Annotated in this window: 11 protein-coding genes; 5 read left to right on the forward strand and 6 right to left on the reverse strand. The window is 33.1% G+C overall.

Annotated elements, in window-relative coordinates; all coding sequences use genetic code 11:
- Positions 1-279: 279 nt before the first annotated feature.
- From ACQKMD_RS16500 to ACQKMD_RS16520, 5 genes are all read right to left on the reverse strand, one after another.
- Positions 280-975, reverse strand: coding sequence for a YqjF family protein (locus ACQKMD_RS16500; RefSeq protein ID WP_427753300.1), 696 nt, complete (start codon positions 973-975; stop codon positions 280-282).
- A gap of 126 nt (positions 976-1101) precedes the next feature.
- Positions 1102-1947: a ComEC/Rec2 family competence protein gene (locus ACQKMD_RS16505; protein ID WP_427753301.1), complete on the reverse strand. Its 846-nt coding sequence runs from the start codon at positions 1945-1947 to the stop codon at positions 1102-1104.
- 144 nt (positions 1948-2091) lie between these two features.
- The gene (gene hpaB, locus ACQKMD_RS16510; protein ID WP_427753302.1) at positions 2092-3552 is read right to left on the reverse strand and encodes a 4-hydroxyphenylacetate 3-monooxygenase, oxygenase component; all 1461 of its coding nucleotides are present in this window, start codon (positions 3550-3552) and stop codon (positions 2092-2094) included.
- 371 nt (positions 3553-3923) lie between these two features.
- On the reverse strand, positions 3924-4211 hold the full coding sequence (locus ACQKMD_RS16515; RefSeq protein ID WP_427753304.1) for a hypothetical protein: 288 nt from the start codon (positions 4209-4211) through the stop codon (positions 3924-3926).
- 199 nt (positions 4212-4410) lie between these two features.
- On the reverse strand, positions 4411-6858 hold the full coding sequence (locus tag ACQKMD_RS16520) for a hypothetical protein (RefSeq protein WP_427753306.1): 2448 nt from the start codon (positions 6856-6858) through the stop codon (positions 4411-4413).
- Between the two features lie 746 nt (positions 6859-7604).
- Here ACQKMD_RS16520 and ACQKMD_RS16525 point away from each other — a divergent pair.
- From ACQKMD_RS16525 to ACQKMD_RS16540, 4 genes are all read left to right on the forward strand, one after another.
- Positions 7605-7940, forward strand: a complete 336-nt coding sequence (locus ACQKMD_RS16525; RefSeq protein WP_427753307.1) for a PadR family transcriptional regulator — start codon at positions 7605-7607, stop codon at positions 7938-7940.
- A complete protein-coding gene (locus ACQKMD_RS16530; RefSeq protein ID WP_427753309.1) occupies positions 7933-8715 on the forward strand; it encodes a VanZ family protein in 783 nt (260 codons plus the stop codon). Before ACQKMD_RS16525 ends, ACQKMD_RS16530 begins: the two co-directional genes overlap by 8 nt.
- Positions 8716-9205: 490 nt before the next feature.
- Positions 9206-9907 (forward strand): response regulator transcription factor, encoded by a 702-nt coding sequence (locus ACQKMD_RS16535; RefSeq protein WP_427753311.1) that lies wholly within the window; start codon positions 9206-9208, stop codon positions 9905-9907.
- A gap of 3 nt (positions 9908-9910) precedes the next feature.
- Positions 9911-11320 carry a sensor histidine kinase gene (locus ACQKMD_RS16540; protein WP_427753313.1) on the forward strand — a complete coding sequence of 470 codons (1410 nt, stop codon included), beginning with the start codon at positions 9911-9913 and terminating at the stop codon, positions 11318-11320.
- Between the two features lie 219 nt (positions 11321-11539).
- On the opposite strand, the gene ACQKMD_RS16545 is transcribed toward ACQKMD_RS16540, so the two are convergent.
- The gene (locus tag ACQKMD_RS16545; RefSeq protein ID WP_427753315.1) at positions 11540-12004 is read right to left on the reverse strand and encodes a GNAT family N-acetyltransferase; all 465 of its coding nucleotides are present in this window, start codon (positions 12002-12004) and stop codon (positions 11540-11542) included.
- Positions 12005-12358: 354 nt separating this feature from the next.
- On the opposite strand from ACQKMD_RS16545, the gene ACQKMD_RS16550 reads away from it, so the two are divergent.
- Positions 12359-13282 (forward strand): Gfo/Idh/MocA family protein, encoded by a 924-nt coding sequence (locus ACQKMD_RS16550; RefSeq protein ID WP_427753316.1) that lies wholly within the window; start codon positions 12359-12361, stop codon positions 13280-13282.
- Positions 13283-13746 lie beyond the last annotated feature (464 nt).

The raw sequence follows: 13746 nt of genomic DNA on the forward strand, positions 1-13746 counted from the left end.
CATCCCATTGTTATTTAGCAGAATATTCACGTCCTATCTAATTGATTTTCTTCATTTGAGACATCTCGCGTAGGTGGAAAACTTGTTTTTTTGGAAAGTCACCAATTCTGGCCGCAATTTGAGGGTCGGGTGAAGCAAATTTTGATTGTTGCGCTATGCGCGTTGGTTGTTGCACTAACTCTGCCGATTGATTGTTGCGCTATCTCATCTCATTGTTATTTAGCAGAATATTCACGTCTTTAAAGATTTTTATTTTCCCCTAAAGACGTGCTAAGAATTTCACATTTCTTTAACTGGTGGGTAAAGATAGGCTTTTTTCATTTTAGAGTAGTGAGCGATTGGGTAGTTTTCTTTGTCATCATATTTTAGATAAGAAGCGATTGAATTTTCATGGATGGTGCATTCGGCATTTTGCAATGTCCATGGAGAGTGTTCATTATCGACTCTGATTAACTGCCCGTTTATTTTTGTCCAGCAATGGTAACGTTCGGTTAGCCAGCATTCTAATTGACTACGCTCAATTGGTCCAGAAATTGGCTCATATGAAGCTATAAGCGTTTCGTAATTCGTTTCTAATTTTTTACTTCTACTATAAAAAGTGATTAAATTATCATTTTTTTTCAATGTAACATTTGCTTGTCGTAAAGGCATAAAGTTTTTAAAATTCAACAGTTTTGCGATTAGTTGATTATTGGCATCTATGCTTAAAAAGTAAATACCAGCCTTTTCTTTATAAGTAACATATGTGCGGGCATTTAATTCTAAAAAAGAACTGATGCCAGGTATGGATGGTATAAATCTTGGGCGATTCTCTTTTACTTGAAAAAACACTAAACTAATCCATGCCTTATTATTAACGAGATCCAGCTCTAGTTCTGATGGGATGTATTGCCGTATATCTTCAGCTGGGACTGACCAATGTAGAAATAATACATCGTGCCATTCCTGCGTTATAATCCAAGGTTTTTTATTCATTGAATAACTCCTTTCAACAACTTCACAATGCTTATTATTCCCTTTGATGAAAATATTCAAACGAGTAAAAAATAAACCCTGAACTCCGAAGAGTTTAGGGTTTATTTACATGGTTAATACCAATCACTATTGTTGCATACTAATCGAAGTACCATCGCTCGTCACATATACAGTTCCATTTCTTGTGACAAAAACTTTTGTTCCCAATTCCTCCAAGGCATTAACTGCTTTCTTCGATTTTCTTGCGCTGGTAATAACTGCAAAAAGTGGATTTACCTTTTCGTAAAACTCCAATGTATTATCTTCAAATTTCCCATGGTGTGGGACTTTTAAGAATGTATGCTTAACAACGCTATGTTTCATTATTTCATTCATGCGTTCTTCTTCTGCATCTGCTGTTAATAAAAAGCTATTGTTTCCGTGTTGTACACTAACTACAAGTGAATAATCATTTTCTTCTTTGTATTTACTTTTTTGTGGTGGGTATACTGTGAATTCAGCGGTACCTGCAGTGAAGGAATAAATTTGGGTCAATGCTTTGGGGGTGATGTGGTTTGCTGTAATCGCATGTTTGTACTCTAGATACTGTATACTGCTACGCTTATACTTTGGTGTAATAATATGCTGGACGTCCACACTATTTATAATCGTATCCGCTCCACCAACATGATCCTTATCAAAATGCGTTAAAATCAAGTAGTCAATTTTTTCTATATTATGCTTTTCTAGATACGAGACAATTTTTTTGCCATGCTTATCTTCACCGGTATCAACCAATATTGTTTTGCCACCAGACATTAGAAGTATACTGTCAGCTTTACCGATTTTGAAAATTGTCATATTTAAAAGTGTTGTCTCATTACTTGCAGCAGTTTTCGTGTGGTAAGAGGAGCAACCTATTAAGGTTAGAATGATGAGCATAACTATGTACTGAAACATCACTCTTTTACCTTTGGACAGATATTGATTCATAAAACCACTCCCCTTTTTTCGTTAAATTTTTTTCGAGTTAATTTACTTTTAGTATCCTCTAAATGAGTTGAATTATGACGCAAAAAAATCCCCTTATCTAATGATAAGAAGATTTTCGTTATTGCTATTGGGACTTATAGAACATTAAAGATTTTTTAGCTGAGTGGTATCAGAACTCAGTATTTCCTGCACTCTTTGTACGTATGGATCCTTATTATACGTAAAGTACAACTGGCTTGAAAGTCTAACGGGATCGCCAAAGAACAGTCGTTCATAAAGCGTTTGGCGTGTGCCGAAAGCGCTCATAGTCATATCCCAAGCTAGACGGAATATTTTAACGCGATCTTCTGCAGTGTCTGCCTTAGATTGCAAATATTGATCTAGGTCTTTTCTCATATCCGATTGGAATGCATTTTCAGTGGGGATTGACATTAACCCGCTTGTTCCCAAAATCTGAATAATTTCAGCAAACCTAGGATAAACCTTAGGAAATACATTTATTGAAATTTGTAACGTTGTACGATCTGGTATCATAACACCCGACTCATCCAACTTAGCCTCTGCTTCTGATTTCATAACCAATGCTTTCATTGTTTCTAATGCAATAATAATTTCAGAAGCCTTTTCTTGTACATGAAGGTATTCGCCAATATTAATCGTTTCAATAATAGACTGTACTACACCTAAAACAAATTCAGTTTTTACAATCTGTCTACAAGCTACTTGATGCAATGCGAAAGGTTGAAAAGAACTAGCCATCATAAAGCTATTGGATACACCTAAATTGTTATAATAAAATACGCGCTCCCATGGGACCAATACATTATCAAATACCACAATAGTATCCATTTCATCGTAACGAGAACTTAATGGGTAGTTAAATGTTGAGTCTCCTCCAACAAATGACTCTCTGCATAAAAATTTCAATCCTTTAGTGTTACTTGGTATCGAAAAGGCAAATCCCTTTTCCTCCTCCAATATTCCAGCAGCTGACATGACTAATAATTCGTCAGTAATGCCACCTTGTGTTGCTAGTAACCTCGCACCTTTTACAATAATACCTTCATCATTACTATCTATTACTTTTGCAGCAATAGGCTCTTTTGTAGACTCCAAATAATATTGCCCTCTATTTACTTGGGGATCTACAAATGTGTGTGTCATCGATATATCATTTTCTCGTGCATATTCATAGAAAGTTAGTAAATTTTCAGGAAAACAATTTTCTTTTCCTTCTAAAAATTTAGCTGATGATGCAAATGCCATTAACGTTGTATTCATATAATCTGGACTTCTGCCCATCATTCCATTATTTGATCTAGCCCATTCCTGAATCATTTCTCTTCTTTTTGCTAAATCTTCTTTCGACTGAGGTTGTAAATAAGATATACCTACTGGATTGCCAGTAGTCGGCGATGGATACGTGAGGACATCTTTTAGTGAAGCATCATGTTGCATCTCGTATAACAACGCCTGGCTTTTCATGATTCCTGTGAATGCAGGGTGCTCAGAAATATCACCGGTTACTTGCTTACCATCAATCCAAACATTCGTTTTCAGCTTGTTAATTCTGTCAATATACTGCTTTCCGGTTATTGCTGTCATACACACACTCCTAAATTGTACTCTCTAATGGTGAAATAGCTGTATGGAAGTATTCATCTAGCTATTTCTTTAGTCATATTTTATGAATATGACCTGACTATTGTTACTGTACGAATAATGAACAACTGGTTGTTTTTTTCAAAACGACGTATGTATTTTTACCACTTTCCATCAACAATAAATATTAACTTAAAAAGAAAAAAACCTCCTAGAGAGCTTGAGGAGGTTCACTTTTTAATAATTCTATTGTTTTTACATTCTTATTCACTAATTACATAGCATCATGATTCTTCCAGTTATTTTATGTATTAGTAAATGCACAATTTAATAATAAATTTATCATTTCCATCTATATAAATTGCATAATTGTACTACTTTTCGTTTGATCTTCGTCTTGTAATAAAATGGTGGTGCGTTTTAAATCCTTTCCATTCTTTCATATGCATATGTAAGTCTTTTCTTTGAAGTCTCGTTTCAGTTGTTTCCATATCAAAAGTAGAATTGGTCTTCATAGTGTCATCAACAATAAATATTACCGGGAATTGAAATATTTTTCGAACTAAATATATCATTCTCTGCTCATTTCGATCTGCCTCAATAATATGCACAGTAATTTCACTAAAATCGATTATTTCTTCCCCTTGATAGTAGTACTTCACTTCTCCCATCTCCTTTTAAGAAATTTTATCCCTTTCTCTTAATTTATCATAAATAGGAAAAATTAACCATTAATTATAGTGGAATTTTAGTTTTGCTATATATTTGTAGGAGGAATGTTGTTGTTTTATTTTGAATTTAATTACTTAAAAGCAAAGCCCTCCAAATCTAAGTTTGGAGGGCTTTGTTGTAGGTGAATGATTATCTTAATTCATTGTATTTTACATTGAATTCTTTTTCTAAATCAGATTGATTAGCAAAGCCTGTTCCTGCTGGGCGCTTTTCTAGTACGTACTTTGCAACTGCTGTTCTATTCACTACTGACAATGAATATAACTTACCTTTTAAATTATCCATTTCATATAATGCAGCAAGCATTTCATCGATATCTGTTACACTATTCGCTTTTTCAAATGCAGTTGCTTGAGCTTTCACATTTAAAGTAGCCGTAGCAGGTACGATGAAACTATCCGAAGAAGTTGCTTCGATATTCACTACATCTGCAAGGCTTGATCTAAGGGTAAATGTAATAGTTCCGTTATTCCCGATTGGTACTATTTGACTGTTATCTAAATTTCCAGGTGTAATTACTTTATTTAAACCGTTTGATAACATTACCGTAGAGAATACAGTATTAAATTCAAACGTAACTGTACCAGCGACTTTAGGTGCATATGGCAAGCCATTTTGATCTAAGGTTTGATAGTTTACCGTCACAGGCATATCCGCTGCAACTGTTGTTACATCCTCACCGTTTGCATTGACGAATTTCATACTGGCAATACTTACTATTGCTTCGTTAAAGTAAGTGATTGGAGCAGTTTGTTGTAAATCGCCATCATCTAGTTGGCCAGTTCCTGTATTAGAAGCGTTATCGATAAATACTGTAGGAATGATATAAGAGTCTATTTTTCTATTGATTACTGTAAACGGTACTGTGCCTTTTTTATCAGTCACTAATGTGTAATTACCGTATCTATCTGGAGTGATTAGTTTGTTATCTTGAAAAATATAAGCTGTTTCTGTATCACCTTTTAGAGCTACTTTGACAGGAAGTTTAGCTGGAGCTTTATTGCCAGCTAAGTCCGTTAGCGTTGCTACATATTGGCGACCACCGAAGTTCGCTGCGTATGTGTTACCTACTACGACATTTTTTGCAGTAGAAACGTTAGAAGCTTTCTCTGTCCCAAGCGCTTCAACAGTTAAAGCCATTGCATGCTTAATTTCAAACTTAACTGTTGACCCTTTTGCCTGTAGTTCTGTTGCATCCAATCTTTCTCTTGAATCATTGCCATTAGCAAATATAATTGGCGTTACAGATGTACTAGCACCTGTTATTGTAAAAGTACCTTCACCTTTATCATTAACATATACTTTTGCTCCTGCTTGAGTTGTTGCCGTCTGATAAGGTGTTGTCTTATTACTTTCTAATATCTGTGCTTTGCGATTAATCTTATCTGAAGTGACATCTAGGTTTTCAGCAAATGTTACGTTGACGTATTTACCTTTTGTATCACTAGATACATCTACTGGATTGACGTTAACTTTATAAACTTTTTTAGAATTGTTTGCTACAGTCGATTCCTTCGTAACATCTGTAATTCTTAAACGTTCTGAATCACCCCAATATACTTTTGTTTCGGATGATTTAAGCCCAGAGTTTATCGATGGATATGCATATACAGAATCTTGAGTAAAGACATGCTGTATGTAACTATACTTGGCTACACCATATTCGTCTGTTAGTACTTCAACGGTGGTTTTTTTACTTGCATCCGCTGAATTCCCAATAGTAAACGTTACTGGAATATATGATTTTGCCTGATTCTGATTAACCTCTACTTGTGCTTCAAGAGTTACTTGCGAACCTAAAATGCCTTGAATGGAAGTATTTTTTTGTGAAACCTTCGTTGGCATTACGGCAGAAATCCCTACAAATTCTGGTTGTTTAACACCATCAAGTTCTACAGTATACTTTCTGCCAGCTTGTTGTGCGGACGTTGTTAATACGACAACTTTATCATCAGTTGCCTTAACTGCAGCATTTGTAACGATTAAACCCTCAATTACAAAACGCCCAGTTGTAATTTCACTAGACTTTTGTGCTTTTTCAAATGTGACTTCAACCGTTGTATTATTGATCACTTTCACTGAATCAACTGTAGTTGAAACGACAAACCCGTTTTTATATAGTTTTTTTGTACCTTGATAAAGGAATACACCATTTGCTACAATTCCTTTTATATACAATTTTCCAGAAGTGCTTTCAATGCCCGTTAATTCTTTACCGTCTTGATACCATTTCTTCACTGACCCCGTACCAAACAAGCCATTTCCTTTTTTTCCCGCATTGTAATAGACTTTTTTATAGATCCCTGTTCCTTTTGCCCCTGCTTTGTAATACGTTTTTTTGTAAAGGCCCGTAAATTTGTTGCCGTCTTTGTATAGTACACTTTTGAAAGATTTATAGCCTTTTATAGCTTTACCCGTCTTCACTGAAACTAATTTACCTTTTGTAACTGTTACAGTTTCAGATTTAGCAAAAGCTGTATTTGTTGCTTCAGTCACTGCAAATGAACCTGTTAGAACTGCAGCTCCAATTACTAACGAAGCGACAGGCTTAACGAATTTCAATCTAAATTTCCCCATTTCAAAAATCCTCCTTAATAGATATCACACTCTACTTTCCAATAATAATAGTATATCAAAATACCCAATAATAGTATAATATAGTCATTTATTTAAAATCATGGATTTCTGTTTTAGGATTGGTGTTGTATTGTATAAAAATCATATAAATATGATGATACTTTTATCTCTAAAGCGTTTTACTGATATTCATCTCAATAGACTATCAAAAACAAATATAAAATCCCCTAATCAAAAGATTTATTTAAAAAAAGTCAAAGAATTAGTTAGAACCCTTGATAGCAATGTATATTTTTTAATGCCGCACATTATAAAGCATAAAAAAAGAAGGATAGGTGAGCAGCTTTAGTTTTCGTATATTAATAAGCTCTTATTAGCATTTCAGCCGTAAAACCTAAAAGTTCAGGGTTACTACTTAATTGTTCTAATACCTCTTTTGCATTCTCTTCTTTTATTGAAAGTAAATGTGTGCCGAACAAAATTTAACGTAGTCATTTGGGTGTTCAAGCAATTTTTCTAATTCTTCACTCCCTTTATTTGTCAAGACCTTTTAGTGTTTTAAAATATTTGAAACACTTATCGTATAAACGATTTGTCTTTCTTGGATTTTCCATAAACTTATTTTTAAGGAAATATACACAAAACTCCCTAATTTAAACCTAAATTAAGAATTTATATTGTGAAAATTTATACTATGTATTACGATGTATATATACTATGTATTACGATGTAAAGGTGAGGATAATATGAATAAAGAAATGATGAAGGGTAGTACAGATTTACTGTTACTATCAATTATCGCCAAGCAGGATATGTATGGTTACGAGATTGTACAAGCATTAAAGCAATCGAGTGATGAATTGTATAGTATGAGTGAAGGTACATTGTATCCTGCACTGAAAAGGCTTGAATCACAAGGCTATATCAATTCTTACTGGGTAGAAAATGAAGGAGCTCGAAGACGCAAATACTATGAATTAACCGAAGAGGGGCAGAATGCTTTGTCTGGGAAGCTAAAGGATTGGCAACAAATCAACCAATTGATTGAAAAGTGGACGAAGGGAGATGTTTTATATGAATGAAAAACTCGAACAATATATTCATGAAATAACCTCTACTCTTACTTGTAGCCCACAGGAAAAACAAGAGATTGCAGACGAAATGCGTGACCATCTATATACTTCTTATGAAGGGCTGTTAGCTAATGGGCATGAAGAAAAAAGTGCGACAAATAAAGCTATTCAAACATTTGGTCAAACAAATGTTTTGAAATTGAGCTTTCAGCAAGTGGTGGACCCTTTATACGGATGGTTACATAAGTTTGCATTGATTGGCTTTATTTTATATAGTTTTGCATTATCTTGGATACTTTTAATTAAGCGTTTAATCACACGTATAATAGATTATCAGTCATTTGATTTTCTTTTCAATTCTTATGTAAAAACACAAGGTACATTAGCTACTGAAAAAGCATTTTTTGATTTTAGCATTTGGGAACATAACGTAAATTTTATCCCATTTAAAACGATTGTTCTTTATCTAAAGGCTGAACACATGAACACAAGCATTGCGGTTAATAATCTTGTTGGTAATTTTAGTTTATTACTACCATTAGGATTACTTTTACCCTTCTTGTTCAAACGTTGTAAGAGATTCACAAGTGTAGTTGCCATCGCATTTATAACTAGCTTTTGTATTGAAATAATTCAATTTGCACTTCAAGTTGGCATGGCAGACATTGATGATGTCATCTTAAATATATTAGGTGCTATGTTTGGTTTTACTATATATAAATTAATCATGTGGTTCTTATCACTTCGTATTCAATTCAAACATAAAAAATATAGTACCAGTTAAATCGTTAAAAAGCCTCCTAATAAGCTATTTAGGAGGCTTTAATCATTATATATTTTGCTTCTTTCGTTAAACTGCCCAGCTGCCCCGTTAGTTCAATAAGAAAAAGAGTTACCTAAGCAACCTTTGATCTCAACAAAAGCACCCCGTTACTTTAAGTACATTTCTTCACATTATCTATAGAGTAAAATACATCTGTTGAGTTTGTTACTATTTTTTCTTATCTGATAGTATATAAACACATACTAGTATAACTGCAAGATTGAAGTGATGGAGGTTTGTTTTTTATTCAAAATGTAAAATATTAATAGACGAATACGAATTACCTGCTTATGATAAAGACGACCAAGAAAAAACACTTACATTTACTGCACTGCATATAAGCAGATTCACTATTAAGTTTATTAGATCTGTTTTTGAAAAGAGAAAAAGTTGGGACTTACCAGGAAATCAAGAACCATAAATTTACAGAATTATTTTGGGAGGTCGTTATTTGTTATCACTTAACAACAAAAAGATCTTAATTATTGACGATGAAGAAGATATACTAATACTTCTTAAAACAATTTTAAGAAAAGAAGGAGTAGAAAATGTATACACTTCCACTACAGCAAGCGATGGATTTACTCAATTTCAACGAAAACAACCTGATATTGTTCTATTAGATATTATGCTGCCGGATGGTAGAGGCTATGATGTGTGTAAACAAATAAGAAAAATTTCTGATGTGCCGATTCTTTTTTTATCTGCAAAAGCAGAAGAAATTGACAGAACTTTAGGGCTTGCCGTTGGTGGTGATGATTATATAACAAAGCCTTTTAGCCTAAAAGAAATAGCCTCTCGAATAAAAGCACAATTACGAAGTTCTGACTATCTTCATGTAGATAAAAAAGACCTCTTGATAAAAGCTGGACCATTTGAATTTGATGAACAAAAAGTAGAATTTAAAAAGAACGGAAATATCATTGAATTAATACCAAAAGAGCTTGGATTAATGACCCATTTACTTAAAAACTCTAATCAAATTATTAGTAAAGAAAACCTCTGTGATAAAGTATGGGGTGAAAATTTTAATGGTTTTGATATAGTACATATAAGAAAGCTAAGGGAGAAAATAGAAGAACAGCCATCAAATCCAAAATACTTAATCACCGTAAAAGGATTAGGCTACAAGCTTGTTGTAGAGGAGGAATAACCTTTGAAATGGAGATTAACTGGGAGATTCCTAGCTACTGTTGTCCTCGTTGTTATTTTAGTTATTTTCATAAATATTTTCGTTTTAATAGCATTGTTAATAGCTCAGTCAGCATTTAATAAACCAATTTTTCACAACACCGAAACATCTGCTGAAGCATTTACAAGGCTTTTTCAAGATGAAATAACCGAATTAAATAATCATGTGACCATTTCCGAAAAAGGAAAAAAAGAACTCGACAAAAAGAATGCCTGGATACAGATTTTAGACGAAAACGGCAAGGAAATATACAATTATAGAACACCGAATGGGGTAAAGAAAAAGTACACACCAACTGAAATTGTAAACATGTATAAATATCAAGAAGTTAATGTAATTGCAACCGTTTTTATTAGTGAAAAAAATTTAAATCAAAAAAGGTATAGTTATTTTATGGGATTTAATGACCCCTATATCAATAAACGTGTATTATCCTATGATTCACGAAATGTTGTGCAAATGTTTAAAGTTGGTAGTATAGTTTTAATACTCCTAGATAGTTTGATTGCTTTATTTATTGGATATTTATTTAGCAAAAGACTTACCTCTCCTTTAAATACGCTAATTGATGGAATTAAACGGATGGCAAACAAAGATTACAATATCAATTATGAATCCAAAGGAATCTATAAGGATGTGTTTTATAATTTAAATAATTTATCGTTTCAACTAAAATCGAGCGAAATGGAACGAAAAAAATTAGAAAAAATGAAAGAAGAATGGATCGGGAACATCTCCCATGATATTAAGACACCACTAGCATCCATCCAAGGTTTTGCGGAAATGATGAAAAATACAGACTACAACTTTACGCTAGATGAAATGAGAGAATATGCAGAAATTATCGAACGAAAATCACTGTATATGACTGAAGTGATTAAAGATCTAAATTTATCAACAAGATTAAAAAATAAAAAACTATTATTAAATAAAAATTACATTAATCTAGTGACTCTATTAAGGAATATCTTAATTGATACTTTGAACGATACAAAATATTCAAACCGAAATATCGAATTTCAGTTTAGTGAAGAAACTATTAAATTGGACGTAGATGAAATTTTGATTCGAAGAGCTATAACCAATTTAATTAACAATGCCATTGTCCACAATGACGAAGATGTCAAAATAATCGTATCCATTGAGAAAAAAGAGCGTACACAAATCAGGATAAAAGATCACGGAAAAGGAATTGTGAAAGATGAACTTGAAATTATTTTTGACCGCTATTATCGAGGAACAAATACTGGAGAGTCACATAAAGGTTCTGGCCTTGGAATGGCCATAGCGAACGATATTATTCAGGCACATAATGGAGAGATTACTATCGACAGTGTAATTGGCCGTGGGACTACGATTGAAATTCATTTATAAGAGGACCCATGTGTGGCATCTTTTCACCAAAATGAAACAGAAGAATTCCATAAAATTGTGATAGAAGCTGAAACAAAAGTTGAACTTATGGGTGGAAATAGTTATAAATAAACTAAAAACCACCAATTAAAATTGGTGGTTTTTACTTAATTAGAAAGTAACACACTTGGTATCATTGAACTAAAATAATCTTTAGTTGAATAAGATCTACTATCTAAATTAGCATAGGTAAGTCATTTTCAGAAATTCAAAACTATCTTCATTTGTATCCTGCATAAAAGTATCAACTTCTTCAAATCCAATTTTTCTATATACTTTTATCGCCCTCTGATTGAAAGTTGCTACTGATAACATTATTTTTTGGGGTAAATATTTTGATTCAGCAAACTCTATACCTGCTTTTAAAAATTCCAATCCATTTCCATTACCAGTTAGATTTGGTCTCATCCCTAACCCTATATCGATAGTATTTATATCTACTTGATTAAAGCTAAAGAAACCTATAATATCATTGTCTTTAGTAACAACAAAGTTTGAGTCACCTCGTTTATTAGGGTCTAAGAACTCAACTAAATCTTCTTTATCTGCCTCCATATCGTAAAAAGAATACTCAGCATCATAATGCCAATTAAATGCAATTTCTTCCGCTTGTTCTTGTGTCATAATTTCAAACTTATACCCCATATTTATCCTCCTTATATCACTATTACAATAACAACCATCAATATACCCTATTGAACTAAACTGCCCAGTTAGTTCAATTAGAAAAAAAGAGCTGCCTATGCAACTCAATAATCCTTAATTAACTACCATAGTTGAAGTATGTTTCTACATAAACTATAAGCCTGTCTAGTGACATAAAAAAGTGATTTTTTCTAATGAAGAATCACCCTATTGTCCAATAAAACATCTAAATGATATTAGCTATTCCTTCGAAACCATACCCACAATGGAAATAACAATACTCTAGTTGTATAGACCGCAAAAACATTGTATACTATTTTTACTATTAAATATTTCCATTTAAAGGATGATAAGATGAAAAAACCACGTATTGGCATGGTAGGGTTAGGAAGTATAGCGCAAAAAGCATATTTACCTATTCTTACTCGAGAAACAGATTGGTCATTTGTAGGTGCTTTTTCACCAAGCAAAGATAAACGAAAAATGATTTGCAATCAATATCGTATTCAAGATTTTAATAGTTTACAAACACTCGCTGCAGAGTGTGATGCTGTTTTCGTACATAGTTCCACTAGCTCACATTTTGAAGTAGTATCTTCCCTTTTAACTAAAGGAATAGATGTTTATGTAGATAAACCATTAGCGGCAACTGTTGCTGAAGCTGAAAAATTAGTAGAACTAAGCGAAAAATCAGGAAGAAAGCTTATGGTTGGTTTTAATCGACGCTTTGCACCTATGTATGTACAAGCAAAACAAGAAGCTCAAAACATTGCATCAGTCCGCATTGAAAAACATAGAACAGATAGTGTGGGTCCTTACTCTTATGATTTTAGTATGTTAGATGATTATTTGCATGTAGTTGATACAGCTAGATGGTTAGCAAATGGGGATTTAGATTTGCTACATGGAACAGTAAATCTAAGTAGTGAGAATTATCTTGTCTATGCCGGACATGCTTATAAATCTAAGGAAGGTGTTTCTTTTTTTACAGACATGCATCGAAAAGCGGGAACTAACCTTGAAAAAATTGAACTATTAACAGATGGAGCAATTTTAAGTATTAAAAACATGAACACTTTAGAAATTGCATCTAAAAACAGCGTAACTACTTCGTTTTCTCCTCCTTGGGATACTACGTTAAAGCAAAGAGGTTTTGAAGATGCTGTACAACATTTTATTGACTGTATTCAAAATGATGAGAAACCACTGATTGATGGACTAGAAGGTCTGAAATCTCAATTATTTGTCACTCAGTTAATAGAAGCTGTGACTAAGTAAACTTTATCTTGTTATTAGAAGTCCACATTAGATTTTTGATCGGGAATCGAATGGTTTCGTGTTTCAACTTCGAAAATACGCATAAGCAAAGTATTACTTGCTTGTATGAACGAACACGGGACCTCCACATTTGAAATGGCAACGACATTTAATTTGTCTGCCGATTCAAATCTATGGCATTGAAAAAACACCTTAATTACATAAGGTCTGACTACCCTTGAATAAAAGAAAAAAGGTGTCCATCTATGAAAAAACAGTCAATAACCAACCAAAAGACAAACTCCATCTTAAAAATCTGTAGAAGAACTAAAAGCAGAATTAGTATACCTACGTTTTGAATAATCCACATAAAATAAACTCCACTACTTAAACTAACCTCCCTCTATAAACATTGAAGTATCAACGGTTTTCATCACTTCTTGATGTAAGAAAAATATTTTTTCATCTCTTTTGTAGACAGATGA

The organism is Viridibacillus sp. NPDC096237 (genome assembly GCF_050278625.1).
Lineage (GTDB): Bacteria > Bacillota > Bacilli > Bacillales_A > Planococcaceae > Viridibacillus.

What these genes read in the sequence shown, in the direction of transcription:
- ACQKMD_RS16500 (WP_427753300.1), bottom strand. Translation starts at nt 975, where the DNA reads ATGAATAAAAAACCTTGGATTATAACGCAGGAATGGCACGATGTATTA.
- ACQKMD_RS16505 (WP_427753301.1), bottom strand. Translation starts at nt 1,947, where the DNA reads ATGAATCAATATCTGTCCAAAGGTAAAAGAGTGATGTTTCAGTACATA.
- hpaB (WP_427753302.1), bottom strand. Translation starts at nt 3,552, where the DNA reads ATGACAGCAATAACCGGAAAGCAGTATATTGACAGAATTAACAAGCTG.
- ACQKMD_RS16520 (WP_427753306.1), bottom strand. Translation starts at nt 6,858, where the DNA reads ATGGGGAAATTTAGATTGAAATTCGTTAAGCCTGTCGCTTCGTTAGTA.
- ACQKMD_RS16525 (WP_427753307.1), top strand. Translation starts at nt 7,605, where the DNA reads ATGAATAAAGAAATGATGAAGGGTAGTACAGATTTACTGTTACTATCA.
- ACQKMD_RS16530 (WP_427753309.1), top strand. Translation starts at nt 7,933, where the DNA reads ATGAATGAAAAACTCGAACAATATATTCATGAAATAACCTCTACTCTT.
- ACQKMD_RS16545 (WP_427753315.1), bottom strand. Translation starts at nt 12,004, where the DNA reads ATGGGGTATAAGTTTGAAATTATGACACAAGAACAAGCGGAAGAAATT.
- ACQKMD_RS16550 (WP_427753316.1), top strand. Translation starts at nt 12,359, where the DNA reads ATGAAAAAACCACGTATTGGCATGGTAGGGTTAGGAAGTATAGCGCAA.